Annotated in this window: 24 protein-coding genes and 2 pseudogenes; 10 read left to right on the top strand and 16 right to left on the bottom strand. The window is 65.0% G+C overall.

Annotated elements, in window-relative coordinates:
• Positions 1-41 precede the first annotated feature (41 nt).
• The 7 genes from NOF53_RS22385 to NOF53_RS22355 all read right to left on the bottom strand — a co-directional run bounded on the left by NOF53_RS22385 (position 42) and on the right by NOF53_RS22355 (position 6,773).
• Positions 42-266, bottom strand: a complete 225-nt coding sequence (locus tag NOF53_RS22385) for a hypothetical protein (protein WP_255972844.1) — start codon at positions 264-266, stop codon at positions 42-44.
• Positions 267-352: 86 nt separating this feature from the next.
• Positions 353-1,843 carry a hypothetical protein gene (locus NOF53_RS22380; protein WP_255972842.1) on the bottom strand — a complete coding sequence of 497 codons (1,491 nt, stop codon included), beginning with the start codon at positions 1,841-1,843 and terminating at the stop codon, positions 353-355.
• A gap of 1 nt (position 1,844) precedes the next feature.
• The gene (locus NOF53_RS22375) at positions 1,845-2,927 is read right to left on the bottom strand and encodes a phosphotransferase family protein (protein WP_255972840.1); all 1,083 of its coding nucleotides are present in this window, start codon (positions 2,925-2,927) and stop codon (positions 1,845-1,847) included.
• Entirely contained in the window at positions 2,924-3,673 is a 750-nt protein-coding gene (locus NOF53_RS22370; RefSeq protein ID WP_255972838.1) for an SDR family oxidoreductase, read from the bottom strand. Before NOF53_RS22370 ends, NOF53_RS22375 begins: the two co-directional genes overlap by 4 nt.
• Positions 3,670-4,479, bottom strand: coding sequence for an SDR family NAD(P)-dependent oxidoreductase (locus tag NOF53_RS22365; RefSeq protein ID WP_255972836.1), 810 nt, complete (start codon positions 4,477-4,479; stop codon positions 3,670-3,672). The genes NOF53_RS22370 and NOF53_RS22365 overlap by 4 nt, the downstream gene beginning before the upstream one ends.
• Positions 4,476-5,735: an acyl-CoA dehydrogenase family protein gene (locus tag NOF53_RS22360; RefSeq protein WP_255972834.1), complete on the bottom strand. Its 1,260-nt coding sequence runs from the start codon at positions 5,733-5,735 to the stop codon at positions 4,476-4,478. Before NOF53_RS22360 ends, NOF53_RS22365 begins: the two co-directional genes overlap by 4 nt.
• 39 nt (positions 5,736-5,774) lie before the next feature.
• A complete protein-coding gene (locus tag NOF53_RS22355; protein ID WP_255972832.1) occupies positions 5,775-6,773 on the bottom strand; it encodes an SMP-30/gluconolactonase/LRE family protein in 999 nt (332 codons plus the stop codon).
• A 76-nt stretch (positions 6,774-6,849) separates the two neighbouring features.
• Here NOF53_RS22355 and NOF53_RS22350 point away from each other — a divergent pair, with 76 nt between their 5' ends.
• Positions 6,850-7,062 carry a hypothetical protein gene (locus NOF53_RS22350; RefSeq protein ID WP_255972830.1) on the top strand — a complete coding sequence of 71 codons (213 nt, stop codon included), beginning with the start codon at positions 6,850-6,852 and terminating at the stop codon, positions 7,060-7,062.
• A gap of 444 nt (positions 7,063-7,506) precedes the next feature.
• On the opposite strand, the gene NOF53_RS22345 is transcribed toward NOF53_RS22350, so the two are convergent.
• Together NOF53_RS22345 and NOF53_RS22340 are read right to left on the bottom strand one after the other, a co-directional pair.
• Complete coding sequence (locus NOF53_RS22345; RefSeq protein ID WP_255972828.1) at positions 7,507-8,358, bottom strand: short-chain dehydrogenase/reductase; 852 nt, start codon at positions 8,356-8,358, stop codon at positions 7,507-7,509.
• Entirely contained in the window at positions 8,355-8,657 is a 303-nt protein-coding gene (locus NOF53_RS22340; protein WP_255972826.1) for a hypothetical protein, read from the bottom strand. The genes NOF53_RS22345 and NOF53_RS22340 overlap by 4 nt, the downstream gene beginning before the upstream one ends.
• A gap of 235 nt (positions 8,658-8,892) precedes the next feature.
• On the opposite strand from NOF53_RS22340, the gene NOF53_RS22335 reads away from it, so the two are divergent.
• Positions 8,893-9,999, top strand: a complete 1,107-nt coding sequence (locus tag NOF53_RS22335; RefSeq protein WP_255972824.1) for a PucR family transcriptional regulator — start codon at positions 8,893-8,895, stop codon at positions 9,997-9,999.
• A 258-nt stretch (positions 10,000-10,257) separates the two neighbouring features.
• Here the strand turns inward: NOF53_RS22335 and NOF53_RS22330 are convergent, their stop codons facing one another.
• On the bottom strand, positions 10,258-11,025 hold the full coding sequence (locus tag NOF53_RS22330) for a hypothetical protein (protein ID WP_255972822.1): 768 nt from the start codon (positions 11,023-11,025) through the stop codon (positions 10,258-10,260).
• Here NOF53_RS22330 and NOF53_RS22325 point away from each other — a divergent pair.
• A pseudogene (locus NOF53_RS22325) lies at positions 10,975-11,579 on the top strand (oxidoreductase); the annotation flags it as partial. The gene NOF53_RS22330 and the pseudogene NOF53_RS22325 overlap by 51 nt on opposite strands.
• 140 nt (positions 11,580-11,719) lie before the next feature.
• Here NOF53_RS22325 and NOF53_RS22320 read toward each other — a convergent pair.
• A pseudogene (locus NOF53_RS22320) lies at positions 11,720-11,929 on the bottom strand (helix-turn-helix domain-containing protein); the annotation flags it as partial.
• A gap of 114 nt (positions 11,930-12,043) precedes the next feature.
• Here NOF53_RS22320 and NOF53_RS22315 point away from each other — a divergent pair.
• Positions 12,044-13,267 (top strand): L,D-transpeptidase, encoded by a 1,224-nt coding sequence (locus NOF53_RS22315; RefSeq protein WP_374212653.1) that lies wholly within the window; start codon positions 12,044-12,046, stop codon positions 13,265-13,267.
• A gap of 92 nt (positions 13,268-13,359) precedes the next feature.
• Here NOF53_RS22315 and NOF53_RS22310 read toward each other — a convergent pair whose 3' ends face one another.
• Positions 13,360-13,812 (bottom strand): nitroreductase/quinone reductase family protein, encoded by a 453-nt coding sequence (locus NOF53_RS22310; protein ID WP_255972820.1) that lies wholly within the window; start codon positions 13,810-13,812, stop codon positions 13,360-13,362.
• Between the two features lie 164 nt (positions 13,813-13,976).
• Here NOF53_RS22310 and NOF53_RS22305 point away from each other — a divergent pair, with 164 nt between their 5' ends.
• Both NOF53_RS22305 and NOF53_RS22300 read left to right on the top strand, forming a co-directional pair.
• Positions 13,977-14,240 carry a hypothetical protein gene (locus tag NOF53_RS22305; RefSeq protein WP_255972818.1) on the top strand — a complete coding sequence of 88 codons (264 nt, stop codon included), beginning with the start codon at positions 13,977-13,979 and terminating at the stop codon, positions 14,238-14,240.
• A 376-nt stretch (positions 14,241-14,616) separates the two neighbouring features.
• Complete coding sequence (locus NOF53_RS22300) at positions 14,617-15,396, top strand: acetoin reductase (protein WP_255972816.1); 780 nt, start codon at positions 14,617-14,619, stop codon at positions 15,394-15,396.
• A 33-nt stretch (positions 15,397-15,429) separates the two neighbouring features.
• Here NOF53_RS22300 and NOF53_RS22295 read toward each other — a convergent pair whose 3' ends face one another.
• Both NOF53_RS22295 and NOF53_RS22290 read right to left on the bottom strand, forming a co-directional pair.
• Positions 15,430-16,743 carry a GAF domain-containing protein gene (locus NOF53_RS22295; RefSeq protein WP_255972814.1) on the bottom strand — a complete coding sequence of 438 codons (1,314 nt, stop codon included), beginning with the start codon at positions 16,741-16,743 and terminating at the stop codon, positions 15,430-15,432.
• Positions 16,740-17,786: a 2,3-butanediol dehydrogenase gene (locus NOF53_RS22290; RefSeq protein WP_255972812.1), complete on the bottom strand. Its 1,047-nt coding sequence runs from the start codon at positions 17,784-17,786 to the stop codon at positions 16,740-16,742. The genes NOF53_RS22295 and NOF53_RS22290 overlap by 4 nt, the downstream gene beginning before the upstream one ends.
• Positions 17,787-17,968: 182 nt before the next feature.
• On the opposite strand from NOF53_RS22290, the gene NOF53_RS22285 reads away from it, so the two are divergent.
• Positions 17,969-19,123, top strand: coding sequence for a hypothetical protein (locus tag NOF53_RS22285; RefSeq protein ID WP_255972810.1), 1,155 nt, complete (start codon positions 17,969-17,971; stop codon positions 19,121-19,123).
• A gap of 78 nt (positions 19,124-19,201) precedes the next feature.
• The gene (locus NOF53_RS22280) at positions 19,202-21,025 is read left to right on the top strand and encodes an NAD(P)/FAD-dependent oxidoreductase (RefSeq protein WP_255972809.1); all 1,824 of its coding nucleotides are present in this window, start codon (positions 19,202-19,204) and stop codon (positions 21,023-21,025) included.
• A 386-nt stretch (positions 21,026-21,411) separates the two neighbouring features.
• On the opposite strand, the gene NOF53_RS22275 is transcribed toward NOF53_RS22280, so the two are convergent.
• The gene (locus NOF53_RS22275) at positions 21,412-22,101 is read right to left on the bottom strand and encodes a class F sortase (RefSeq protein WP_255972807.1); all 690 of its coding nucleotides are present in this window, start codon (positions 22,099-22,101) and stop codon (positions 21,412-21,414) included.
• Entirely contained in the window at positions 22,098-23,483 is a 1,386-nt protein-coding gene (locus NOF53_RS22270; RefSeq protein ID WP_255972804.1) for an ice-binding family protein, read from the bottom strand. Before NOF53_RS22270 ends, NOF53_RS22275 begins: the two co-directional genes overlap by 4 nt.
• Positions 23,484-24,199: 716 nt before the next feature.
• Here NOF53_RS22270 and NOF53_RS22265 point away from each other — a divergent pair.
• A complete protein-coding gene (locus NOF53_RS22265) occupies positions 24,200-24,463 on the top strand; it encodes a hypothetical protein (protein ID WP_308213858.1) in 264 nt (87 codons plus the stop codon).
• Positions 24,464-24,911: 448 nt separating this feature from the next.
• Positions 24,912-25,703, top strand: coding sequence for a winged helix-turn-helix transcriptional regulator (locus tag NOF53_RS27785; RefSeq protein ID WP_255972800.1), 792 nt, complete (start codon positions 24,912-24,914; stop codon positions 25,701-25,703).
• Positions 25,704-25,717: the final 14 nt, after the last annotated feature.

Genomic DNA, 25,717 nt, shown 5'->3' with positions numbered 1-25,717 from the left:
GCGCGCCCTCTCGCTCGGCAGACCGGATCGCGCCTCCTATCTCAGTGCGTCGTCAGTGATGGTTCCGTAGTCGTGGTGGTGGTTGCCTCGGTGCGCTCCACACGGAGCCGAGAGACCGCCAGCGCCGCGAGGCCGAAGGACACGGCAACGAGTACGTAGAGCTGGGCCGGGGTGGGGAGGGTGATCGAGAAGTAGACGCTGCCACCGTTGGCGGGCGCGCGGGTGACGGTGGATCCGTCCGGCGACGGGTGGGTGATGCGATCCAATTGATCTCGTTCAGGTACTCATCCTGTGGTGACGGCGCGGACCGGCCGCTGAGGTCAGTGCCCGTTCGGCACGTATCGGCGCCACCCTAATGCGGGGTGAGTGCTCCGAGCAGTGCGGCGAATCCCAATGCCGATTTCGGTTCGTACGCACTACGCCACAGCCCGCCATGAAGCGCTTGGTCGCTGAAGAGTGCTTCAGGGTGTGGCCGAGTGCCGGGTCGGTGATGCAGGTCATGGACGAGTAGAGCGGCCATGAGGACACGGCAGGTGTCGGGCTCGAACACTTCGACACGGAAGTGGCGTGCCCCGCGATACGCGGCGGCCAATACTCGGTTGCGGGTGACTGAGCGAGTCCACGAGGCCGGCGCGACGTTGAACGACACCGGGTGGCCGTCGTGTTCAGCGATGATGCCGCGCCATCGTTGCAGGCGTTTGGCGAGGGCGTAGCTGGGTCCCTGTTGGGGGACGAGGATGTCCGCGATGCCGGTCCCGTTTTCGTGCAGTGTGGTGTAGGACGGCTGGAATAGGGCGCCTCGGCTCGCGCAGCGGGCGAGCCACTGCAGGTGCTTGAGCGCTCCGCGGTCGCGCCAGGCAGCGTGCCCGGCGTGGACGACCTCGCGGGGTACGACGAAGGCGTCTGTGGGGGTCGCGAGATACGAGAGGGACGTTTCCGGATTGACGGTGCACAGGTGCGTTGCCATAAGGTCTACCGCCATCGTCACGCGGACGTGTGCTCCGCGATCGGCGTAGGCGTACATCCCGAGCACCAACGGTGCGTCGTCGGCAGCTTGGTTGAGCCAGGCGGTCAGCTCACGCAAATGTGAGGTGACGTCAAGGCCGGGTGTGCCGTCCGGGCGGAGGGGCCACTGGACGGTGCCCGCTCCGGCGCCGGCGAGGTCGCCGATGCGGCGCCAAAGGTCCGAGCCTGCGACATCGATTGCGAGAACGTCCGCACCCCATGTGGTCAGCGGGGCAAGGGGACTGAGTTCGGCTCCGGCGCCGATGAGGACGATCCGACGGCCCGGTGCGGGGAGCCATTCGGGATGCGCGACGACGCGGGCGATGGCATCACGGAACGATGGCTCACCGGTTCCCTCGGCGACCCACACGTCGAGCTGATCGAGCAGCGCCGAACCGGCCAGTTGCCGTCCTCGATAGGGCACCTGCAGCTGCATCACCGGTCTGCCTGTCCCGGTGACGGTCTCCATACCGGGGTCCCACGCCTGGCCACTGGAGACATCGAGGTCGTCGAGGGGGGATTCCGCTGTCCCGTGGGCCCAGATCATGTTCCGCCGCGCGGAAGCGAGCCCCTCGGTGGCAATGGTGTATGCGGTCGGGGTCTCCCGTGCGGAGGCGCTGGTGAGTTCCGCGAGCAGAGTGGCGTAGTCGGTGCGCCAGGTCGCGCTCTCGAGGACGCGTCGTCGGAGGTCCTGCGACGTGGTTCCCGAGGCATCAGCCAGAATCCGGGTCAGCACCGGGGTCGTGGGCCGAGCGTTCGACACTAACGGGAAGTCGATGCCACCTGTGGCGTGGGGGAGGTGGCCGATGGCAACGATCGAGGTGGGGTCGCTGGTCATCTCATCTGCTCCGTCGGATAATGCTGCGACAACGCTGTTCGAGAAGAACGACGGCGATGCCGAAGAATCGGAAGGCTTTGTTGGTGGTCTGCTTGTGGTGGTACCGGTAATAGATCTGCTGGCAGATCACTGCGAGCCGGAACAGACCGAACACCTCGTAGAACGCCCACTCGCGATCGCCGAGCCCGATGCCCATTTGCCGGCAGTAGTATTCGACGACCTCGTCACGGGTGAGCATTCCTCGAACATGGGTAGGTTGGCGTCGAAAGAACTTGAACGCCGGTCCGTCGTCGTTCTGAACCCAGTAGGCGAGCGCTCCGCCGAGGTCCATCAGCGGATCGCCGATCGTGGCCATCTCCCAGTCTAGGAGGCCGATGGGCTGGGTCGGCTGGGTCCGATCCAGGACAATGTTGTCGAACCGGAAATCGTTATGGATGACCACCGCGGACCGATCCCGTGGTTGGTTGCGATCGAGCCAGGACATCACGGACTCGAATGAGCCGACGTTCCACGTCTTCGCTCCCCGGTAGCGCTCCGTCCACCCTGCGATCTGACGGGTGACGTAGCCGGGCCCCTTGGACATCCAGGTCAGCTCGGCGGCATCCGGGTTGATCTTGTGCAGGTCGACGAGAATGTCGAGGACATTGGTGCACATGGTGTGGACCTGCGCCGGGGTCAGGGTCAGCTCCGGAGGTAGCTCTTTGCGGGGGATGAGCCCGTCGAGGCGTTCCATCAGGTAGAAGGGTGTCCCGATGACGCCGGGATCCTCGCACAATGCGACCGTGGCCGGTGCGTAGTCGAATACCGGGGCGAGGGCGCTCTGGACACGGTACTCGCGGCTCATGTCGTGGGCGCCTTTGGACCGTCGCCCACCAGGTGGGCGACGGAGGATCAGCTCGCGGTCCGCGTACTCGAGCAGATAGGTCAAATTAGAAGCGCCGCCCGAGAATTGCCGCACTTCCGGTACCCCGATCAGGGGCTCGTCCGGGACATGGGTGCGCAACCAGATGCTGAACGCATCGATGTCGAATGCGTCGTCGGCGCGCACATCGCGAACGCCGGGACGTGCTGGCTGTGGTGTCATGTCAACTTCCTCACGATCGGCAGGGGGAGATTTTTCATCGCGACTGCGACCGCGCCCCAAGGCCAGCGGGGCACATACGCCTTCGATTTGCGGCGCTCGATGGCCTGCACCATCGCTCTGACGCCGGGAGTGGTGTCGACCATGAACTTGGTGCGGTCGGCGGCCGCGGCGGTCATCTCGGATCGGATGTACCCGGGGTAGATGACCGAGATTTCCACTCCGGGAATGTTTTCCGACCGCAGCCCTTCCGCGAGGGCGGCGACGCCCGCCTTGCTGGCGGCGTAGGTGGTCATCGATCGCCGCATTCCGCGCAGCGCGGACATCGAGGAGATAAGGACCAGGTGACCACGGCCCTGCTCACGGAAAATGGTCAGGGCGTGATCGCTCTGGGCGAGGGCCCCGACGAAATTGGTCATCGCGGTCGTGCGGTTGGCCGCGTGACCGCCGGTTCCGAGGGCGGCGCCGACCCCGCTGCCGGCGTTGACGATGACCCGGTCGATGGTCCCGAACGCCGCCCGGAAATGCTCGAATACCACACGGACAGTTTCGTCGTCGGTGACATCGAGGTCAGCGATCTCGACGGTGATGCCCGGGTGCGCAGCTGTGAGCTCGTCTCGGAGCGCGGTGAGGCGTTCGATCCGACGCGCGCACAGGCCCAGGTTGTAGCCCAATGCGGCGAACTGACGTGCCATCTCCTCGCCGAGACCGGAGCTGGCGCCGGTGATGACGATGGTTCCCTTGGTCATCGATCGGTCTTCTTCCTTGTCGTGGAATGGTCGGGGGAGGTGTCGATACGCCGGCCGATCGCGAACATTCGCCGGTCGTACACCGGGCGCAGTAATCGCTTCGTCCAATACGCCTGCCGCCCGGCGCGGTCGGTCAAGATAAGAAACTTGTGGGCGTCGATGCCGGCCAGTGCCGTACCAGCGACCTGGTCTGCGTCCAGGTCGGCGGTGTCGATCAACTTCCGCGCCACCTTCGTCATGACCGGGTCGCTGTCGTCGAGAGACGAGGACAGGTTGGTGCGGAAGAAGGAGGGACAGATGACCGAAACGTGCACACCGTGGGGTGCGAGTTCGTAGCGCAGGCTTTCGCTGAGAGCGACCACCGCCGCCTTGGTCGCGGTGTAGGACGCCATGGCTGGCGGATGGACCAGACCCGCCAGCGATGCTGTGTTGACCACGTGCCCGCTGCCGGCCGCCTTGAACATTGATGCGAATGTCCGGCACCCGTTCGCGACGCCGAGGACGTTGATGTTCATCACGCGGTGCCATTCGTCGTGGGGCACGAAGTCGATGCGCCCACCCGTTGCCACGCCGGCGTTGTTGATCAGAACGTCCAGACCGCCCATCGTGTCGAGCACCCACTGCCGTGCGCGGTCCCAGTCCTGCGGGGAGGTGACGTCGAGGCGCTGATAGGACGCGCCATCGGGGACGGGGTGATTATCGGCCAGGTCGGTGACAAGGACATGATCGCCTCGGGCGGTCAGGCGGCGGACCAGTGCTGCCCCGAAGCCGGACGCTGCGCCGGTGACCAGTATTCGCTGTGTCATCGCGATGCTCTGTACTTGCCGAGCTCCACCCGGGAGACCATGTCGAGGTGGACTTCGTCGGGACCGTCGGCGAGGCGAATTGCTCGCGCAGTCGCCCACGCCGCCGACAAGGGGAGGTCGTCGGATACCCCGGCGCCGCCGTGCATCTGCATCGCGAAGTCGATCACGTCCTGAGCCATGCTCGGGACGTGCGCTTTGATCTGACTGATTTCACTGAGCGCTCCGACCGCGCCGACGGTGTCGAGTTTCCAGGCGGCGTGGAGCACAAGCAAGCGTGCGGAGTCGATCGCGATGCGGGCCTTGGCGATCCGTTCGCGGTTCCCGCCGAGACGTGCAAGTGGCTTGCCGAACGCCGTGCGGTCGAGGCTACGTTGGCAGGTCGCCTCCAACGCGGCCTCGGCGAGCCCGATCAGGCGCATGCAGTGGTGTACCCGGCCGGGCCCGAGCCGGCCCTGAGCGATCTCGAAGGCACGGCCGGGACCAAGGATGATGTGCGAGGCAGGTACCCGCACGTCGGTGAAGGAGACTTCCCCATGCCCGAACGGTTCGTCGTAGCGTCCCAGCGCCGGGAGCATCCGCTCGACCTTCACACCGGTGGTGTCACGGGGAACGAGGACCATGGTGTGCCGTTGATGCTTGGCAGCGTCCGGGTAGGTCAAACCCATGAACAAGATGACCGCGCAGTCGGGGTGACCGATGCCGGTGGTCCACCATTTGCGGCCATTGAGCACCACCTCGTCACCGTCGATGTCGGCGGTCGCGGCCATGTTCGTGGCATCGGAGGAAGCCACATCCGGTTCGGTCATGGCGAACGCCGATCTGATGCTGCCATCGAGCAGCGGCTCGAGCCACCGATCGCGTTGAGTCTGATCGCCGTACTGCAGCAGCACTTCCATGTTTCCCGAATCCGGCGCGTTGCAGTTGAACACGTGCGGGGCCAGAAACGAACGTCCGGTCAGTTCCGCGATCGCGGCGTAGTCGGTGTTGGTCAGACCTGCGCCGCCGTCGGTGCCGAATCGGGCGGCGTAGTCCCCGGCATGGGCGGCCGGAAGGAACAGATTCCACAGACCGGCTGTGCGCGCTTTCGCACGCAATTCGGCGATCAGGGGCAACGGTGTCCACGGATCACCTCCGTTGTCGCGCAGCGCGGCGACATCTCGGTGGTAGTGGTCCTCGAGGGGGGTGATCTCCCCGTCGAGGAAGCGACGTGTCCGCTCGATCAGATCGGCGGCGCGGGGGCTAGGAGCGAAGTCCATGGTGTCCTCGATGCTTGGTTTTGTTAGGGGAGGTGCGTGCTAGCGGTCATGCGGGACATGGGTCAGTGCCAGCGCTGATTCGTGCAGGCTGCCCAGAATCAATGTGCCGTCGTGCTCGACGACGCCGGTGACCATGGCGTAGTCGGTGCCCTCACGCTGGAGGTCGTGAACGACGGTGCCATCGAAGTCGATGCCCATGACCCAAGTAGTGCGTTCGGGTTGCGGTTTCACCCGGTCGGGCAGAGCCCACAGAAGCCGGCGCAACATGCCGGGTCGGGGTAACAGCGCATCGAGCAGCGGATTGCGCGGCGAGGCGAGGGTGACCCACACGAGTCCGTCGCTGCCCAGCGCGATGTTGTCCGGAAATCCGGGCAGATTGTCGATCAGTGTGTCTCGGGTGCCGGCCCGAGGTCCGGTGAGCCAGTAGCGGTTGAGCCGGTATTCGGCGGTCTCGGCGACGACGAGGCACGATCGGTCGGGAGCGAGGGCGACGCCGTTGGCGAAGTGCAGACCGTCGAGCAGGGTGACCACGTCACCGGTCGGTGCCAGGCTGAGCAGTCGGCCGGTGCCGGAATGCTCGATCAGGTCGCCCTTCCACTCGTCGAGTGACCACCGGCGGGAGGATGCAGTGAAGTAGATCAGTCCGTCATCGGGGTTGTCTACGACGTTGCTCGCAAAGGTCAGGGGCTTCCCGTCGACGGTGTCCACCAAGACCTCGGCGGGGCGGTCGGGATCGGTCAGGCGCAACAACCCCCGCTCGGCATCACAGATCAGCAGGGATCCGTCCGCGGCGATGTGCAGCCCCAGGGGGCGGCCACCGGTATTGGTGACCCGGCTGACCTGCCCGGACGCCGGGTCGATCCGCAGGACGTGACCGTCGGCGGTGCCGGTGTAGATCGACCCGTCCGCGGCCCTGACCACGTCCTCGGGTCCGGCAGCGGGGAGCTCGATCCGTCGCACCGAGGGCAGCAGCGGCGAGCTGCGCTTCCGGCGAGCACGCTCGGGTGCGGGCGAGGGAGTCCAGCGTTGCGGTTTCATGGGGAAGTCCTATGTATGTCGGGCGCGACACCGAGGATGGCGCTCGCGACGGTTGCCGGTGCTCCCAGGGGGGTGTGTGCCCGGCGTCGGGGAGGGTGGTGACGACAACACCGGGTACATCCGAATACACCTGCGCGGAGGAAGGATTCACCCGCAGGTCCTCGAGGCCGAAGAGTACGTGGACGGGAAGATCGAGTTTTCTGAGCCGGTCATCGAGCGTCTCGGCACGCAGATACGCGTCGATCGCGCCGTTCTGGCGGACAAACGCGGTCCTGCCGGTGTGGCGTAGCGCTGTCACGAACTCCTCCGGCACCGGTGTTCGAGGGGCGAAGGCAGTTGCCAGTCCCTGCCGCACCAACGAAGACGGCATCAGGCGCCAGACCACCGATCCGAGGACGGGCAGGGCAAGTATCCGTTCGGAGATGCCTCGGGCGCTGGTGCGGCTCTCCCATAGAGGCGGGGTGTTGATCAGGACCAGGCGCTGGACCAGACCTGGGTGGCGCGCTGCCCAGAGCGGTAGCCACCAGGCCGCCCATAGAGTGTCCGGCGACGACAACCGGCGACGAGACCTGCCCGGCGACCCGCTCGGCGATCCGATCGGCCTCCGCTTCGATAGTTCGGTCACCGACCAGAACCGGGGTGATCGCCGTATCTGTGTGCGCGGTGAGCTCGCGCACCACTTGCTTCCACACAATGGGGGACCCGCCGAGGCCACGGATGAGGGCCGGCGCGCTCATCGCGCGGCTCGCCCGTCGCGGATCTCCTGCTCGATGAGCGGAACGTTGACCGCGGCGCGCGGCTTGAGGATCCGGTCCCACAGTGCGCCGGTGAAGACGCCGCGGACCTTGTCCACGGCGGCGAGGGCCCGGGGAACATAGATCTTCCGCCGACGTTCGGTAATGCCGCCGGCGAACGCGGCGGCACAGTCCTCGACGTCGGTGACGGCACTGAACGGCCACGGCAGCTGACTGATACTGCGGTTGACCGACTCGATCTGGCGCTGCGCGGCGAACATCGGGGTTCGGATCCACGCGGGATGAGCCACTCCCACATCGACGCCCTTGTGTGCGACCTCTAGGCGAAGGGCGCCGGCGAAAGCTTCCACCCCAGCCTTGGACGCAGCGTAGGAGGAGCCGCCGGGGACGTTCTTCAGAGCCGCTGCCGAGGACACGAGCAGGTAGTAACCGCGGCTGGCCGTGACGTGGGGGAGGGTTGCGTGCACAGTGCGGATCACACCGGTCAGGTTGACCTCGATCGTGCGGGCGAGGCTCTCTACATCGCTGATCGCGACGGTTCCGGCCGCGGCGATGCCGGCGTTGGCCACCACCACGTCCAGACCGCCCAGCTCGGCGATTACCAGTTCGACCGCGCGCTGCAGTGATTCGGTGCTGCTCACGTCCGCGTCCACACCAAGATGGTGTCCGTGTGCCGGAGGCGGATAGCTGTTGGCGGTGGCCTTTGCCGCTGCCGCGTCTCGATCGAGCAAGGCCACTCGTGCTCCCCTCTCGGCGAGCTGGCGACCGGTTTCGGCACCGATTCCCGACGCACCGCCGGTGATCAGAACAATCGATCCTGCTAAGTTCACGCCGCGAATTCCCAACTCTTGTGGGGGTGTAGGTGGTCCTCGGGCCGGAACCGGAGAGCTTTCAGGCGGAAGGTGGCGGTACTGCCGGGCCACAGATTGCTCTTGCGACCGGTCGCGTCGAGATACCAGCTCGAGCATCCGCCAGAAGTCCAGACGCTGCCCTCGGCCAGTTTGTCGACCAGCGCTCCGAACCTGCTCTGCGACTCGGGAGTTGGTTCGATCTCCGCAAGTCCGTGATCGAGGCTGTAACGCACCGCCCCGACGATGTAATTCGGGCGAGCTTCGACTGTCTCCATCACGTGCCTCTCCAGTTCTTGAATACGGGCGGCCTCCGCGCCCTTGTGCATATGCAAGTGTCACCCCGCGCATGCGGGGGCGTGAATAGGCGCATGACCCGTGAACGCGCCACTGCGTTGTGCACGCGCATAGAATGCGAGGAGGGAGAAAGGCGATCGCGCAATGTCGGACGGCAAGTACCAACACCAGGTCCATCTCGAACCGCACAAACGGCAGATTGCGACGCAGATTGCGACGATGATTTCTGAGGTCGACCCGGAACTCAACGAGATTGCTGCGGACCTCACGCGCTTGTACCGCGACAGCATCCCCGTCTACGACCGAGTCAACAGGGACACGATCGAGCAGAACACCCGCGCCGTTCTGTCCATGGTCGTCGCGCAGTTACACAGCGACTCGGCCCATACCAGCCTCGACGAACTGGCCGCGCTCGCTCGAACCTGGGCGGATCAACAGATACCTCTCGAACTCGTTGCGCACAGCATCCAACTCGGAGCCCGCAGGATTTTCGGTGTGATCCGGGAGCGAGCTACAACCCAGGCCCTGCCGGCGACCACAATCGACGAGATGCAGGACCTCACCTGGGAGTGGGCAACCGCGTACGCGGCCGCCGTGCACACGGTGCTGCAGGAGCGGGCTGTTGCCGGCGCGACTCGACGCGCAGATTTCCTGCGTCGCCTCGTCGACGGTGGCCTCTCTCCAACTGCCTTGACGATGGAGGCGCGCAATCACCATGTGAACCTGCATCACAGCTACCTCGTCGCGTGCACCGCCTGGGACGAGACAGCTGCCACGTCGGACCTGCTGGCCGCCCTGCGTGCCCGGTGTTCGACGCCCGACCTACCCGTGATCGACGCAGTCCTCGACATGCACTTGGTTGCGTTGCTGCCTCGCACTGCCGACGGTCTGCTGCGCTCCGGACCTGTCGGCCTGGGGCCTGCGGCGCTGCCGGCGGACGTGCCGTCGTCTTATCAACACGCCCGACGTGCCCTCGAGATCGCCACCCGATACGGCCGGAACGGTCTGGTCGACCTGGCATCCCTGGGTCCACTGCCGTTGCTCGGGCTCGGTGACGATGCCGCCAGTATGCTCGCCGAGCAACATCTCGCCCCGCTGCTCGATAGTGGGGCCGCCGGACAGGAAATCGCCACCACCGTCGCGACGTTCCTCGACTGCGACCGTCGAGTCGACGACACCGCCACCAAGTTGTACATCCACCGCAACACCGTCCGAAATCGCCTCACTCGATTCGGTGAACTCACCGGACTGGACATCGACCGCACCGACGATCTGGTCCTGGCCTGGTGGCTACTGAACCGCGACCGCGCCGCCGCCGCGCAGTGACACATCGGGTCCGTTGGGCACTCAGGACGGAAGTATCGGGACCGGCACCTGCCGAAGGTGCTTTGTGGCCTCGCGCACGGCGACGAACCCGACAGCATCGAATTACGGATCCGCCGCGCCGAAGCCGCCGGCCTGCCACTCACCCTCTGGTGATTCTCAGTGCAGCGCACAGCACCGCGTGCACGCACACGGCTGATGCGCCGAGGGTGTTCGGGACTCGACGCCCCGAACGTCCTCAACCCTCTCCCGGGAGCACGGCTAGGGGATGTCGATGTCCTCGGGGCGCAGCTCGCCGCTGATCACCTTCTCCACATTCGAGAGCGTGTGCCCGTTCTCGGTGAGCATCCAGGCGCGAGACTCACTGGCCGCCGTCGCTGCGGCGGCCGCGATCTTCTTCTTCGCCTCGTACGTCGCCCAGGTCTTCTCACCCATCAACTCCGGCAGCAGATCGGACGAGTGGAACTCCGACAACTGGTGCGGTGCAAGCGCGACCATCATCGCCGTCCACGTGGCCGCGTTCTTCGGGGGCTTGGTCGCCGACAACATCTCGCGGATGAACTCGCGCCTGACGTCGGTCGCGGCCTCTGCCAACTGGTTCAGCTCCCGTACCCGGCGACGCTGCACCCGCTTGGCCTCCTCAGCCTCCAGGAGTGCGGCCTCGCGCGCTTCCTCGTCCTCCGGCAACGGGTTGGTCGGGTTGAACCCGGCGAGTTGGATCGCCCGGTTGAACTGGTAGCGGCCGCCGTTGACCGGAACCAGGCCGGTCTCCTCGGCACGCAGTACGTCGAGGAAGTAGAACTGCGGCACATACACGTCGCGTTCCTCGACTGAGTTGGCGTGCAGTAGTTCTTCCTCGGGTTCGACGTCCGGGTCGTCGAAGGTGTCCCAGTCGATGTCGCCCTCTTCGACCGGTTCTCCGGATTCGATGTCGGCGTACATCGTGTCGGTGCGCACCCACACGCCCCACAGGTCCGGTCGTCGCCGCGGCGGGCGCACACCGCCGGGTTCAAGGTCATCGAACTCCATGCCGCTCACGGTTACTTGCTCCACCAATTTCTCGCCGGAGAGCAATACCCGAATAGACGAATACGGTGGCCCCTTCGACTATCGGATACGACTGGTGCTCGAGGTCGTCGACGCCGTACGCGAGAGTTGGCCCGCCACACTCCCCTTGTTCGGTCGACTCTCCGCAACCGACTGGACAGGTGAGGAGAGAGGGATCGATTCGACGTCCTGGACGCGGAACAGTCGGTCCTGCTCGCCGACCGGCTACGCGAGCGTGGTGTCGACCTGATCGATGTGTCCACTGGCGGCAACTCCCCGGACGCGCGGATCCCCGTCGGACCCGGTATCAGGTGCCGTTCGCCGGCCGCATCCAACAGGAGGCCGGGATCCCCACCGCAGCAGTGGGAATGATCACCGAGCCTCGTCAAGCCGAACAGATCCTTACCTCGGGAGATGCGTCCGCAGTATTTAATGCGCGGGAAATGCTGCGCGATCCCTACTGGCCGCGGCGCGCAGCACGCACTCTGGGAGCCGATATTCATCCCGCGCCCGCGCCCTACCATCGGGCATTCTGACTCGAAAGTCCTGGCACGCGCGGCGACGACGACGGATGACTCACGTCGGTGGGTGCCCGCAGCGCATCGAAGCTACCCACCTCAGATCCTTCCCACTTTATCGATCGTTCGGTAAGCTAGGTGGTGAGATAGACCTCTCACAGTCGGACCCCGATCCGCACGCGCCTGGTCTCCCGCTCGAGCCAGCCGCACCCGACCAGCTCGTCGATCAGCCGCGACGCGGTGGACAGATGCAAACCCGATCTCCGGGCTATATCGGACACTGTCAGCAGGGAATCATCCGACTGGAACGACTCCACGATCCGCACCGCCCGGGCCAGAACCGACTCACCGGTGTGCACACGCGCCATGCCCACAGTGTGCACCGAGAAGCAGTCAGCGGCAGAAACTGCACCACACCCGCCAGGTCCGCGAGATAGGTTGAATCTGCACAACTCATACGGCATCGAGGGGGGTCGCAGACCATGCGCAGTCACCGTTCCTACTGTCTGGCCGCAATGCTGGTCCTGGTGCTGTGCACCGGGATTCTCACCGCCTGCACCTCCACCTCGGCACCGTCCACGCCCACCAGCGCGCAACCGCCGGCCGGGCCGCAGCTCACCGTGGTACCCGCCGATGGGGCCGCCGCGGTCAACCCGCTCGATCCGGTGTCGGTCGAAGCCGAGGGCGGCACCCTCGAGTCGGTGACGATGACCAACGACGAGGGCCGGGTCGTCGACGGCATCTTCACCCCGGACCGCGTGTCCTGGAAACCGGGTGTGCCCCTCGGCTACGGCAAGACCTACACCCTGGTGGTCGCCGCCGTGAGCGAAGCGGGCGGCCGCACCGATCGGGCCAGCACGTTTTCCACCGTGCGGCCTGGCAATCAGACAAAACCCTCCTTCGTCACCACGGGCGGCAACCTCCTCACGGACGGCGGCACCTTCGGCGTCGGGATCGTGGTCGTCACGCATTTCGACGAGCCGATCACCGACCGCGCAGCCGCCGAAAGGGCACTGAGCGTCGAAACGACGCCGCCGGTCACCGGCTCCTGGTACTGGGCGGACGATCAGAATGTGCACTGGCGCCCGCAGAACTACTACACACCTGGCACCGAAGTCACCGTCCGCGCGAACGTCTACGGGATACCCCTGGGCGAGGGCCTGTTCGGCCAAGAGGACGCGACGACCTCCTTCACCATCGGAGACGCCCACATATCTGTTGCCGACGACACCACCAAGCAGATCACGGTGACCGACAACGGCGAGGTGGTCCGCACCATGCCGACGTCGATGGGCATGGGCGGAAGCGAAGTCGTCGGCGGGCAGACCCTCACGTTCTGGACCCAACCGGGCATCTACACGGTGATCGACAAGGCCAACCCGGTGGTGATGGACTCTTCCACCTACGGGCTCCCGGTCAACTCCCGCCTCGGCTACAAAGAGACGATCAACTTCGCCACCCGTATCAGCAACGACGGCATCTACCTCCACGAACTCGCGGACACCCTCTGGGCTCAGGGCAACACCAACGTCTCGCACGGATGCCTGAACCTCAGCCCCGAGAACGCCCGCTGGTTCTACGACTTCTCCCGCCCCGGCGACATCGTCGAGGTTCGCAACACCGGAGGCGCCCCCCTCGAGCTGTGGCAGAACGGTGACTGGAGTGTCCCCTGGGATCAGTGGCTGGCAGGCAGTTCGCTGCGCTGACCAATCGCCTATCGGCAGCGCCAGTCGCTTGGACAGCGACTACTCGCTGCCCCTTGACGGTGCCGGGCGGCTTCCTGGGTGGCCGCCGTCGTCTAATCGAGCGGCTCGATCCGGAAGACGGCACACCGCGGAGCGGCAGCCTCGAACGCCTCCGGCGAAGAATTCTCGACCGTTCCGGCCTTCAGGAACATCGAGACCCCGTGAGGCATCTTGGCCGGGAATTCCCGCAAGATCGGTCCCCGCTCGGACACCGGCAGGGCGACGAGCCGCACTTGCTCGCTGCGACGGCCGCGGGTCAACGTTCCACGGCCTGCCGCCTCCGCATTCTTCGCCCAATCCGACCGGGCGTATCCGGCGACGACGTAACGCGAGCCGCCAACCTCGTACGGTGACACGGGTGTCGACCGCGGTGTACCGGTCTTCCTGCCGGGAACCGTGAGCGTCTGCATGGGCATGGCTACCCCCAGGCGATGCAGACCCATGATCGCTTTGTTGACCCACGGCAGGTACCACGGGGGCGTCACGGTGTCGGGTGAGCGTTTCATCTCGTTTCATCACCTCCACTGATGGGTACCACGCCGCCATAGAAAAAAACTGGACGGTTTGGTACTCGCAAGTAGCGCGGAATCAATCGTAACCTGCACGGCGCAATGCATTTCCACAGGCGAGGTCGTCAGTTCGACAGCGACCGTTAGCGAAGGAAGATTCCATGGGCATGCGCGACACGGTCAACGGCGCGATCGAAGTTACGCGCCTCACATTCGACGCCGTCGCCGCCGTCGTATCCATGGTTGTCGCCATTCCTGTCGCGTTCGCCATCGGCGAGGCAACCACCATGGCGCGCGCCGCACGCGGCGATATCACTCCCACCACAACCGATGGGACGATCAGCCGCAGAACTCGCCTGTCCAGCACTCCTCATCTCGCCCCACTTCCGCTCGATCACCGAGACGACGCATACCTCGGAAGCTGACCGACGACGCGTCTCCTCGAGGCTCGACGAGCCGAACCTCGCTTGTCGGCATAACGCGGAAGGTGACATTTTCCTCAACGTCGTGTTTCTCGCAGGCGGCCTGCACAGTATGTGTTATTGATATGGCGGTCGTTTCCAGGTTGACCGCTGCATGACCGTCTGATCGCGGTCCAGGCAAGCGAGAACGTAGATGCTCGATGCCGACTAACCTGGGGTTTGGAGCACTACGTGCGTAAGGAACCGATCCCGTACGATCGCCACTCCCATCGCCGGAATCGTAATCTTCACGTCCGCAACGGCTTGCAACCCTTGAGCGTTCCCAACCGATAGTGCTTGCCTTCTGTGTGAGGACGATCACTATCGACAGGAGTCAGGGATGAGCATCAACGGCAAAGTCGCTCTGATCACGGGAGCGGGCCAGGGTATCGGGCGGGCAATCGCGTTGCGTTTGGCAGCGGACGGCGCAGACATCGCGCTCGTCGATGTCAACGGTGACCGTGCGCACGCGGTGGCCGACGAAGTCCGGGCCGTGGGTTCGAAGGCAATCTCTCTGGTTGCCGACGTGACCGACCGAAGTCAGGTCCAGTCCGCCGTCGATCAGGCGGAGCACGAACTCGACGGCTTCGACATCATCGTCAACAACGCGGGAATCGCCCAGGTGAATCCCCTCGCGGACGTAAGGCCCGAGGAAGTGTCGCGGATTCTGGCGGTCAACGTCGAGGGCGTGTTGTGGGGTATTCAGGTCGCGGCAGCCAAGTTTCGGGCACGAGGACACGGCGGGAAAATCATCAACGCGTCGTCGATCGCCGGTCATGAGGGCTTCGCGATGCTCGGTGTCTACTCGGCAACCAAGTTCGCGGTCCGCGGGCTGACACAGGCGGCGGCCAAGGAGTATGCATCCGAGGGCATCACCGTCAACGCCTACTGTCCCGGTGTGGTCGGCACCGACATGTGGGTCACCATCGACGAACGGTTCGCGGCCCTCACCGGCGCGCCGAAGGGTGCGACGTTCGACAAATTCGTCGGGGGCATCGCTCTCGGCCGTGCGCAGACCCCGGAGGACGTCGCGGCATACGTATCCTATTTGGCTGGACCGGATTCCGACTACATGACCGGTCAAGCGGGACTGATCGACGGCGGCCTGGTGTACCGGTAGGTGAGGACCCCTGTGATGCTCCTCATCGGAGCATCACAGGGGGGTGCGGGCCCGGACTATTGCCGGCGACACCGAATGCGGCAACAGTCGGGTGGGGTCGCCCGGGAGGCGTACTTCCAGCGCTGCGGCTTCATCGAACCGGTAAGGCTGTCCCAGCACGACTCCGGAGAAGTGCCTACGTAGACGCGACATCTCGGCTCGCACCGTCATCGCGCGACCGCTGTCGCCGAACAGGTCATCCGCCAACTGGGCGGCAGTGCGGCCGTCGCGGCTCCGGGCAAGGAGGAAGAGGATCTCCGCATGCCGTGGTGTCGGCTCGTGCACCCAAGCCCCGGAAGGGCTGTGCACGTGAACGATCGGATGTTGCGGCCGGGTGAGATCGAGCCGCACGAGCGTCCGCGGGGTGGTCTCGTGGTCTGAGTTCCCGAGCGGGCGCACCAACCACCCACCGGGGAGCGGTTCCACGTCACACGAGCCGAGCTCGGGCATCCACGCACGGCCCGGGGTCATGTCGTCGGGCAACAGCAGTCGCGGACGAAACGGCGACGACTCGATCGCCGCCGTCCACCCGTCACTGTCGACTGCCAACGCTGGACCTGGCATTCGTGACAGCATCGGCGCCGCTACAGCCCGCAGCCGGTCGAGGTGCTCCCGGTGCGTCTCCCGCAGGTGCGATTCGGCGAGGCGCGCGACCGCGTCGACGAGGGCGAGCGTGGCTGGGTGCACGGTGCCGACTGGACCGCTGACGTCGACGACACCGAGGACGCGACCGGTCCGGGGATCGCGGATCGGGGCTCCGGCGCAGGTCCACGCGTGGTGGCTGCGCACGTAGTGCTCGGCCGAGAAGATCTGTACGGGTCGGCGCGATGCGAGCGCGGTGCCGATCCCGTTGGTGCCGACGCTTTCCTCTGCCCAGGTGGCGCCCTCTACGAAGCCGAGGCGATCGGCCCGGCCGAGTGCCATTGTGGATCCTCTGCGCCACAACACTGTTCCATGATGGTCGGTGACGACGAGGATGTTGTCGCCGCCGTCGACCACTGCGTCCAGCCCGTGAACGAGCTGGACGAGCACGTCATCGAGCCCGGACTCGCGGCGGCGCGTATCCAGTCTCGACGGCGTCATTCTCAGGGTCGGTGGCGCCGACTCGGGGTCGATGCCCAGCTTCCTCAGCCGGCGCCATGAATCGTCCACCACCGCGCGGGGCCGTGCCGGTGACTTGTCCCCGGACATCGTGGCCTCGTATACGGCCGACAGGATCCGCGCATAACCTGCCGGATCCTCCCCCGCACCGACCGCCGGTTCGGGGGCCTGGCGTCGTCGAGGCGCGCCACGTCGCGTGGAGGTCACTGCGAGGGGTCCACGAGCACCTTCATCTTGGTGCCTGCGTGTAGGGCTTCGAATCCGTCTTCGACCACGCTGTCGAGTGCGATGGCGCTGACCCACCCCGTGGGGTCGTACTTGCCTTCCGCCATCAGGGCGATGACCGCCTCGCAGTCTGCAGACGTGTAACACAGTGAGCCCTGGATGCGAGACTCGTTCATCACCAGATTCAACAGTGGTGTCTCGAGCGGCTTCTCGTAGATTGCGACGCTGACCATCGGCTTGCGGGCACCCACGCACGCAAGGGCGGTTTCGACGGACGGCTGCACACCCGCGGCGTCGTAGACGGCGTCGGCTCCCCGGCCATCGGTGGCGTCGCGGACATATTCCGGAACATCCACGACGGTGGGGTCGAGCGTCTTCGCGCCCAGCGCCTCGACGGCGGCGCGCCGGGTCGGTGACGGTTCGACGACGAGGACGTCGTCGAGCCCCTTACCGCGCAACGCGAACCACAGACCGATGCCGATCGGTCCGGCACCAAAGACCATCGCGGTATCACCCGGACGGACGTCGCCCAGGGTCGCTGCGTGATAGGCGACGGACATCGGTTCGACGAGCGCGCCGAGTTCGAGCGAGACGTTGTCCGGCAACTGATGGACCATGTCGGCCGGCACCACCGTGTACTCGGCCATTCCGCCGTCCGACATCAGGCCGTGGAATCCGATCTGCTGGCAGATGTTGTAGTTCCCGGCCACACACGGAGCGCAGTGCCCGCAGCGGTAGATCGGCTCGATCGCAACCCGGTCGCCCACGGACGTACCGGTTACACCCTTACCGACCTCCGTCACCGTGCCCGAGAATTCGTGCCCGAGGACCAACGGCATCTGCTGTCCGGTCAGTGCGTGCGGTTCGGTGGGGATGAAGATCGGCCCTGCGTAGTACTCGTGCAGGTCGGTTCCACAAATTCCGTTGAAGCCGACCTTTACCTTCACCTGCCCCGGCCCCACCTGGGGTTCGGGCACATCGGCGATCTCCACTTTGTTCGGGCCGTAGTACACAGCTGCGCGCATCGTTCGCTCCCGTCGTTCCGGCACCCTGCCGGTATGCACTGAGTTGTATGTGACCTGCCCCACAGTCCGGAAGGGTTGCAGCGCGTTGCAGCGGCTACACCTTGCAACCCTGCCGCGACTTTGTGATCCAGCTCATAGTTGGCGCAACCTTGCCCCGCATCTCCCGACGAAGGAGCCCGACAATGACAGCAACCCTGAGCCCGTCGCGAACGAGCGCGCCGGCGGATCGATCCCGGTCCTGGGTGGTTTTCGGCCTGGCCAACCTGGCCGTGGTCGCAACCACGGCCCTCGCCACCTGGTATCTGCTTGCGGATCCGCAGATCAGCCCTTGGAACTTCTACCCCCTCCCCTTCAACGCGGCACTGTTCTGGGCAATCCTGTTCGTTGTCTACATTGGCTTCAACTGCGAGTTCGCCGGCTTCGACCGATTAGGTCAACCCGCCCGAGGGCTCGCCATCCTCGGCACGACGGCAGCGTTCGCGGTTGCCGTCACATGGCTCCTCGCGAATGGCCTCGGCCGGCTGTATCCCGACTTCGCCGCTGACCGCGCCGACGGGCTGGGGTACTTCGCCGGCGCCCTGTTCGTGTTGTTCGGCTTCGGGACGTGGGTGATGGCTGTCCTGAATTGGAAGCACTGGCCGTGGACCGTGCTCGGGCTGCGACAGCCACTGATCGGACTGTGCGAGATCGCATTCATCGCCGTGCCGACGCTGGCGTTGTATCTAGTTCTCGGATTGCCGTCCGTGTCGCTGACGGCGACGGACCCGCTGATGCCGGTCGACACGGTCCTCGGATGGTTCTATTCGATCGTCGTCTCTGTGATCCTGACGGGACAGACGCTCGACAATTGGCCGTGGCGGATCTTCGGCGGCGACCGGAACCCGCGAGCGGTGGCCATCGCCTCGACGGTCGGCAACGTCGTTCTCGGGACCACGATCTACTTCGTGATGATTCCTCTGGTCGAAGCTCTCGTCGGCAGTGCGGCCACGGCCGAGTTGGGCGGTGTCATCCACCAGTTCCCGGCGCAGCTCGGGGTGTGCTGGGCCTTCTGGATGATCTTCTGGGCCAACGCGTTCGGTAACCGGCCGACCCGTTTCGCCGACGGCGTGAACTTGCTGCTGCGGGCAGCGCTGACGTTCGGATTCGCAATCGTCACGTTCCTCGTCTACTACCGGCTCGCCGCCGAACACATCCTCCACGAACCCGTGGTCGCCGGTGACCTACACGGCAACGCACTCGGATTTCTCGACTGGCTGGTGCTGTGGACCCTGTTCTACGTCGTCGGGTTCCAATCCTTCGGTCTGCGGCGGTGGGCGCCCGCCGGGGCCGGGTCGTGATTGCAACACGCTGCAACGCTGGTGTCCCCGCCCCGAACAGAGTGTGCTGTGAGTCACAACAGAGAGAAGGAGAGGTCCATGACACAGACTGTCCAGCCGCCCGCGGTCCAGACATTCTCGACGCCCCAGGAACGGGTCGACCTGTGGCTGGCTGATTTCGAAGCGGCTCTCGCTGCGCGGGACATCGACCGCGCTGCGGGCATGTTCGCGGTCGACAGCTTTTGGCGGGATCTGGTGGCATTCACCTGGAACCTCGAGACGGTCGAGGGACGCGACGGCGTTGCCGCAATGCTGCAGGCACGACTCGACGACACCGAGCCGAGAAACTTCCGCACCAGCGAGACCCCGGAAGAGGCCGACGGAGTCACCTCCGCATGGATCACGTTCGAGACCGCCACGAGCCGCGGAAAGGGCCACCTGCGGCTCAAGGGTGACGAGGCATGGACGTTGCTCACCACCATGCAGGAACTGAAGGGACACGAGGAGCCCCGAGGGACGAATCGCGTGAAGGGCGCAGTCCACGGGTCCGGCGGGGACACCCTCAGCTGGGCCGAAAAGCGGGAACTCGAGGAAAGGGAACTCGGCTACACGCAGCAGCCCTACGTGCTGATCATCGGTGGTGGCCAGGGCGGCATCGCGCTCGGTGCCCGCATGCGTCAACTGGGTGTGCCGGCCATCGTGGTCGACAAGAACGAGCGTCCCGGCGACCAGTGGCGCAACCGGTACAAGTCGCTGTGCCTGCACGACCCCGTCTGGTATGACCACCTACCGTACATGCCGTTCCCCGACAACTGGCCGGTGTTCGCCCCGAAGGACAAGATCGGCGACTGGCTCGAGATGTACACGAAGGTGATGGAGATCCCGTACTGGGCGTCCACCACCTGCACCTCCGCCGCGTTCGACGAAGAGACCAAGGAATGGACGGTCGTCCTCGATCGCGCCGGTGAGGAGGTCGTCCTCCACCCGAAACAGTTGGTGCTCGCCACCGGCATGTCCGGCAAACCCAGTGTTCCGTCGTTCCCGGGCCAGGACATCTTCGAGGGCGAACAGCACCACTCGAGTCAGCACCCGGGTCCGGACGCCTACGCGGGCAAGCGCGTCGTCGTCGTGGGCGCCAACAACTCGGCCCACGACATCTGTAAAGCACTCTACGAGAACGGCGCCGACGTCACCATGCTGCAGCGCTCGTCCACGCACATCGTGAAGTCGGAGTCGCTCATGGACCTCGGCCTCGGCGACCTCTACTCGGAGCGGGCACTCGCGGCGGGCATGACGACGGAGAAGGCCGACCTCACGTTCGCGTCCTTGCCGTACAAGATCATGCACGAATTCCAGATCCCGATCTATCAGAAGATCGCCGAACGTGACAAGGAGTTCTACGACCGGCTCGAAAAGGCCGGATTCAAGCTCGATTTCGGTGACGACGGCTCCGGGCTGTTCATGAAATACCTGCGCCGAGGCTCCGGCTACTACATCGACGTCGGCGCCTCCGAACTCGTCGCCGACGGCAGCATCCACCTCGCGTCCGGACAGGTCGATCGACTCACCGAGACCGCCGTGGTCCTCACCGACGGAACGGAACTGCCTGCCGACCTGGTCGTCTACGCCACCGGTTACGGATCCATGAACGGGTGGGCCGCCGACCTCATGGGCCAGGAAGTGGCCGACAAGGTCGGCAAGTGCTGGGGCCTCGGCTCCGACACCACCAAGGATCCCGGCCCGTGGGAAGGTGAACAGCGCAACATGTGGAAGCCGACACAGCAGGAAGCGTTGTGGTTCCACGGCGGCAACCTGCACCAGTCGCGGCACTACTCCCTGTATCTGGCCCTCCAGATCAAGGCGCGGTACGAGAAGATCCCGACCCCGGTCTACGGACTGCAGGAAGTGCACCACCTCGCTTGATCCGCCTCCGAGAAGGATGGGCGCCCCGCACGACATTGGTGCGGGGCGCCCGACTGCCCATCAGGCGCATGACCAACCAGTCCCCGACCGAACTACCGGAGAGTTGCCGTGCCGATACTCCACGCCCTCGTCGCATGTTTCGCCTTCCTCACCGGACGATGGCTGTTCGCACCGATCAGAAAGCCGGCTGCCATCCTTGCCCAGACACGCACGGTGATGCGGTCGGCTGCTCTCGCCACGCCCAGTCGGGGACGCCGACCAGACAAGGCGCCTGCCCCCGACTGGCAGACGCCTTGGGTCGATATAGGCCCTGAGTAAGCACTGTTCGCTGGCTGACGGGACCGTGGCTGCCTTTGCCTCCTAAACGTGAACTTACGCGGGTCCGGTCATCTCTGGTTGGCGGCCGCCGGAGTGATGTCGACCAGTGAGGTGTAAGCCACGATGTTGGACAGGTAGCTACGGGCGTGCGGGTCGAATTCCCCTCCGCAGGTGACCAGTTGCAGAGTCTGGTTGCCGTGTGAGCCGTAGACCTGCTCGGCCGGGAATTCCGTCTTCGGATACGTCTCCACCTTGGTAACAGAGAAGTGGGCGATGTTGCCGTCGGTCAAGCTCACCTCGACCGTGTCTCCTGCCTCCAGGTTCTTCAATCCATGGAACACCGCCGGCCCCTCGTGTGAGTCGACATGCCCCAGGATCACGGCCGAACCCAGTTGCCCCGGAGCGGGCCCGAACTTGTACCACCCCGGCTTGTCGAAATCGGTGGGCACTTCCACTGTTTCGTCGGGATTGAGGCCGAGGGTGATGAGGGATTCGTCCACCCCCAACTCGGGGATCCGCAGTGCGACCGGCGCCGGGCCGGACACCCCCTCAGAGGGCGCAGTATCGGTCACCGTTGGCGGTGTCAGCTGCGAATCACCCGAATCCTGATAACTGCGCAGGGCGAGGACAGCCGTCGCGATGAGCAGCAGGACTGCCGCCAACACCCACCAGCGTTTCGCCCTGCCCATCGTCCCCTCGGTTCCTGGCCACTCGGGGCCCGGGACGGACTCCGACCACTCGGAGTTCGGCTCGCTCATCGTTGCCTCCCGCGCAGTCGGGCACCCTGGCCTGCCGCTATGCCCGATCCGACTAGGGCCAGCCCTCCGAGGGCGCGGAGAAGCGCCTCATCACCGGGGGGCGGAATGGTGCCGCCGGCCCCTGTTTCCGGGGCCCCCTTGGGAATGATGTACCCGTTACCGCCAGGGCCACCCTTACCTCCCCCGCCGGGTCCACCCTGACCGGGGCCACCCTGCTCGCCAGGTCCACCCTGACCGGGTCCACCCTGCTCGCCAGGTCCACCCTGACCGGGTCCACCCTGCTCGCCAGGTCCACCCTGACCGGGTCCACCCTGCTCGCCAGGTCCACCCTGACCAGGTCCACCCTGCTCGCCAGGTCCACCCTGACCGGGGCCACCCTGCTCGCCAGGTCCACCGGGCGGCGCAGGAGGTGCGGGCGGAGCAGGCGGTCCGGGAGGAGCAGGAGGTCCGGGAGGAGCAGGAGGAGCCGGCGGTCCGGGAACACCGGGGATACCGGGAACACCGGGAACACCGGGAACACCGGGAACGCCGGGAATACCTCCGCCGGGGGGGATGGGGATCGGAATGGGAATCGGGATGGGAATCGGCACGACGGGGCCGTTGGTGATTGTGGTGGTGATCGGCGGCGTGGTCGTCGTGGTCGGCGGTGGCGTCGTTGTGGTCGTCGGCGGCGCCGTCGTTGTGGTCGTCGTCGTGGTCGGCGGCGGCGTCGTCGTGGACGTCGGCGGCGGCGTGGCACAGTTGGGCCGGGTGATGACGTTGTTGTCCAGGCTGACTTGGCCGTTGCGGGCCAGTACGCGTCCGTTCACGGTGGTGCCGGTCTGCACCGAGATCGAGGTCAACGCCATGATGGTTCCGACGAAAGTGGTGTTGGTGCCCAGAGTCGCCGAGCTACCCACCTGCCAGAACACGTTGCACGGTGAGGCCCCGTTGATCAGGGCGACCGTGCTGTTCGACGCGGTGATCAGCGTGGATCCCGCCTGGAAGATGAATACCGCATTGGGATCTCCCTGCGCATCCAGGGTGACTGTGCCGGTCAATCCCATCGGCCCAGCCGTGTTGTAGGTGCCGTCGACCAGAGTCAGGCCACCGAGGTCGGGGGGCGCCGCCGCGGTGGCCGGCCGGCCGGCAGCATCGTTGTAGGCCGTCGTCAGATCGGATTGAGCCTGGAGCGCAACGGCATCGGCGACGTGCTGCGTTCCGTTGATCACCGTTCCCGGCGGGAATCCTGTGACCGCGCTGCCTGGGCTGACCCCCAGGTCCCCGGAAACGGTCGTAGGGCCGGTGTTGGTGACCGTGGTGCCGGCCAGCACCGCGAAGGAGGCGGCTGTCCCCAGACCGACTGGAGGATGAGACGCGGACGCGACACCACCCGAGATCATAAGAGCCGTGGCGGTCGTAATTGCCGCCACCCCAACAAACCAGCGACGCGGAGAACGCGCCCAAAGCGAACTGTGGATCGATGTCACGAATTTTCCCCTCACCGTGGAGCGGTTGACGAGAGGAATCATTCGCAAATCACCCGGTATGTGTCAACGACCGGGACGGCGTGTCGGTTATTTGAATAATTTATTTCCGAATTTCCGGGTCTTCGCGGATGTAGAAACTATCAGCGGAGGACGACGCCCTTAACGGGCGAATGATTGCTTTTCACAAGGACAATGAACGTTCATCTCAGAAGGCGCACCCTGGGTCCGTAATGCCTGGCAGTGCGCCTTTACGACCTAGTCGGACGTGCAGTAAGTTTCGGCTTTTGGTCGGACGTTCAGTAAGTTCTCGTTTCAAGGTTGGTCGTTCGGAAAGCAAATTGCAATTTTGCTACCAAGCTACATTGCATGCCAAATCGTACCGGAGGTACGATAACTGGCGCCAAACCCTGATAGGGACCATGATTGCTTCTTTTGCTCAACCGAACTAAGTATCCCGAATCCGATTGCTTTCCTGATAACAACCTACATTGCCTTCACGCCTGCTATCTTTCTACCCGCAGGCTTCGGTTTCGGTCCATTCTGGTCGTAAATGTAGGCAACTAAGCTTCTAATACAACTCTCAACGTGCAAACCCGGATTCCTGAACACCTCATCGGTTCGTCAAGGAGATGAAGATGTCCAACGAGCACTCCATGGGAGCACCCGACACCGCGTTGCAGACCGCGACGCCCGATGGTGATAACAGTTCGCTCGTACCGAGGACTGCAACCGACTTCACCACACCGTCCGTGGGTGCGAAGAAACTCCCTCAATTCTCCGCCCGCGTAGACCCGGAGTTGCTGCGGCAGGTGAAGATCGAAGTAGCCACCCGGGGGACGACTTTGCAGGCGGCAACGGCCGAAGCCTTCAGACTGTGGCTGTCCTCGAAGTAACCCTCCCGACAGGGGACAGCGTGCAGGAGCCCACCGGTCCCGGTGATGAACAATGCGTGTAGGGCGTCTTACCCAATAGTGTCCAAAAGACCGGTGCACAATTCTGCATCTCGACATCTCGACATCTCGACATCTCGACATCTCCAGCGCTGGGCCGCCCACTGGCCGCCTACCGTCACGTGCACCCGACAGCTGAGTCGATGACCCTGACCGACGACTGCGGCCGTGCGGCATGTTGCATCGGACTTGGACCGGAATGGCTGGCAGGTGCATCCTCTGCGTCCCTCGCGTCGGCAGTGCAGAATGATCGCCGTAACACTGCCGTCGATTCTCCCGATCTTGTCGAAGTGGAGAAACGAGACTGCCCGAGAGGTGGAGTCGTTTCAGTCTCGTCTCCGGGAACCGTACGGAATGCGCGGCCGAGTCGTGTGTCAGGAAGGAGCTCATCGTGTACTCCTTCGCCGATCACTGTGCCGTTCCGGGAAGGGTACTAGCGCTCCCCAGCGCCGAGTCCCGGCTGGTCGGGCGCCTACGCGCGGCGGGAGTGCATGTGCAGATCGGTTCCGCCCTGCTCAGCCGAGCAGAACTGGTGCGGCTTGCCGACGTGGTGATAGTGGACGCGCGTTCACGAAATGTTGAGCAGCTCGACACAATTCGCGCCTTGCGTGCTTGCGGAGCGGGAACGGGGATCCTCGTCATCGACGAGTTCGCGAACGAGGAAATCCGGTGCTCCTACTTCGAGGCCGGCGCAGATGACGTAATGAGTTTCCCGGTCAACATCGACGAGGTCATCGCACGACTGCGCGCCCTCCTCCGACGACTGGGGCCGTCTCGTTCCTCGTCGAATTCACCCACCTTGTCAGGCATCGCCGTGAACACCGACAACGCAGTGCTCCAAGTGGGCACTACGCGCATTGCCCTGAGTAAGACAGAACTCGATGTGGTTGTTGTTCTCGCGAAAGATCCCGGCCTTGTCGTCCGTCGCGGGCACCTACTCCAGAAAGTGTGGGGGCTCCCAGCGGATTCCAAGTCGAACGTCCTCAACACATGCATCTATCTACTACGCCGCAAGCTCGAATCCCACGGGGCACCAGACGTCATCGAGACGGTGCGCGGTGTCGGTTTCAGACTGACACCCGAGTCCGATGATCGCCCGGTCGCGGCAGTGGTCGCCCACAGCTGCCACAACACCGCCGCTGACGGGCCTCGAGCAGCGTTCTCGCTGTCTGATACTGGATGAGTAAGCGAGCATCT

The sequence above is a fragment of the Rhodococcus tibetensis genome (assembly GCF_024438035.1).
Taxonomy (GTDB): domain Bacteria; phylum Actinomycetota; class Actinomycetes; order Mycobacteriales; family Mycobacteriaceae; genus Rhodococcus_F; species Rhodococcus_F tibetensis.
This window is presented reverse-complemented; position numbering and strand designations above follow the sequence as displayed.

Coding starts and splice junctions, on each gene's coding strand:
- NOF53_RS22285 (WP_255972810.1), top strand. CDS start 17,969: ATGACAGCAACCCTGAGCCCGTCGCGAACGAGCGCGCCGGCGGATCGA.
- NOF53_RS22365 (WP_255972836.1), bottom strand. CDS start 4,479: ATGACACAGCGAATACTGGTCACCGGCGCAGCGTCCGGCTTCGGGGCA.
- NOF53_RS22280 (WP_255972809.1), top strand. CDS start 19,202: ATGACACAGACTGTCCAGCCGCCCGCGGTCCAGACATTCTCGACGCCC.
- NOF53_RS22300 (WP_255972816.1), top strand. CDS start 14,617: ATGAGCATCAACGGCAAAGTCGCTCTGATCACGGGAGCGGGCCAGGGT.
- NOF53_RS22355 (WP_255972832.1), bottom strand. CDS start 6,773: ATGAAACCGCAACGCTGGACTCCCTCGCCCGCACCCGAGCGTGCTCGC.
- NOF53_RS22315 (WP_374212653.1), top strand. CDS start 12,044: ATGCGCAGTCACCGTTCCTACTGTCTGGCCGCAATGCTGGTCCTGGTG.
- NOF53_RS22380 (WP_255972842.1), bottom strand. CDS start 1,843: ATGACCAGCGACCCCACCTCGATCGTTGCCATCGGCCACCTCCCCCAC.
- NOF53_RS22310 (WP_255972820.1), bottom strand. CDS start 13,812: ATGAAACGCTCACCCGACACCGTGACGCCCCCGTGGTACCTGCCGTGG.
- NOF53_RS22370 (WP_255972838.1), bottom strand. CDS start 3,673: ATGACCAAGGGAACCATCGTCATCACCGGCGCCAGCTCCGGTCTCGGC.
- NOF53_RS22290 (WP_255972812.1), bottom strand. CDS start 17,786: ATGCGCGCAGCTGTGTACTACGGCCCGAACAAAGTGGAGATCGCCGAT.
- NOF53_RS22335 (WP_255972824.1), top strand. CDS start 8,893: ATGATTTCTGAGGTCGACCCGGAACTCAACGAGATTGCTGCGGACCTC.
- NOF53_RS22360 (WP_255972834.1), bottom strand. CDS start 5,735: ATGGACTTCGCTCCTAGCCCCCGCGCCGCCGATCTGATCGAGCGGACA.
- NOF53_RS22265 (WP_308213858.1), top strand. CDS start 24,200: ATGAAGATGTCCAACGAGCACTCCATGGGAGCACCCGACACCGCGTTG.
- NOF53_RS22305 (WP_255972818.1), top strand. CDS start 13,977: ATGGGCATGCGCGACACGGTCAACGGCGCGATCGAAGTTACGCGCCTC.
- NOF53_RS22275 (WP_255972807.1), bottom strand. CDS start 22,101: ATGAGCGAGCCGAACTCCGAGTGGTCGGAGTCCGTCCCGGGCCCCGAG.
- NOF53_RS22270 (WP_255972804.1), bottom strand. CDS start 23,483: ATGATCTCGGGTGGTGTCGCGTCCGCGTCTCATCCTCCAGTCGGTCTG.
- NOF53_RS22330 (WP_255972822.1), bottom strand. CDS start 11,025: ATGGAGTTCGATGACCTTGAACCCGGCGGTGTGCGCCCGCCGCGGCGA.
- NOF53_RS22375 (WP_255972840.1), bottom strand. CDS start 2,927: ATGACACCACAGCCAGCACGTCCCGGCGTTCGCGATGTGCGCGCCGAC.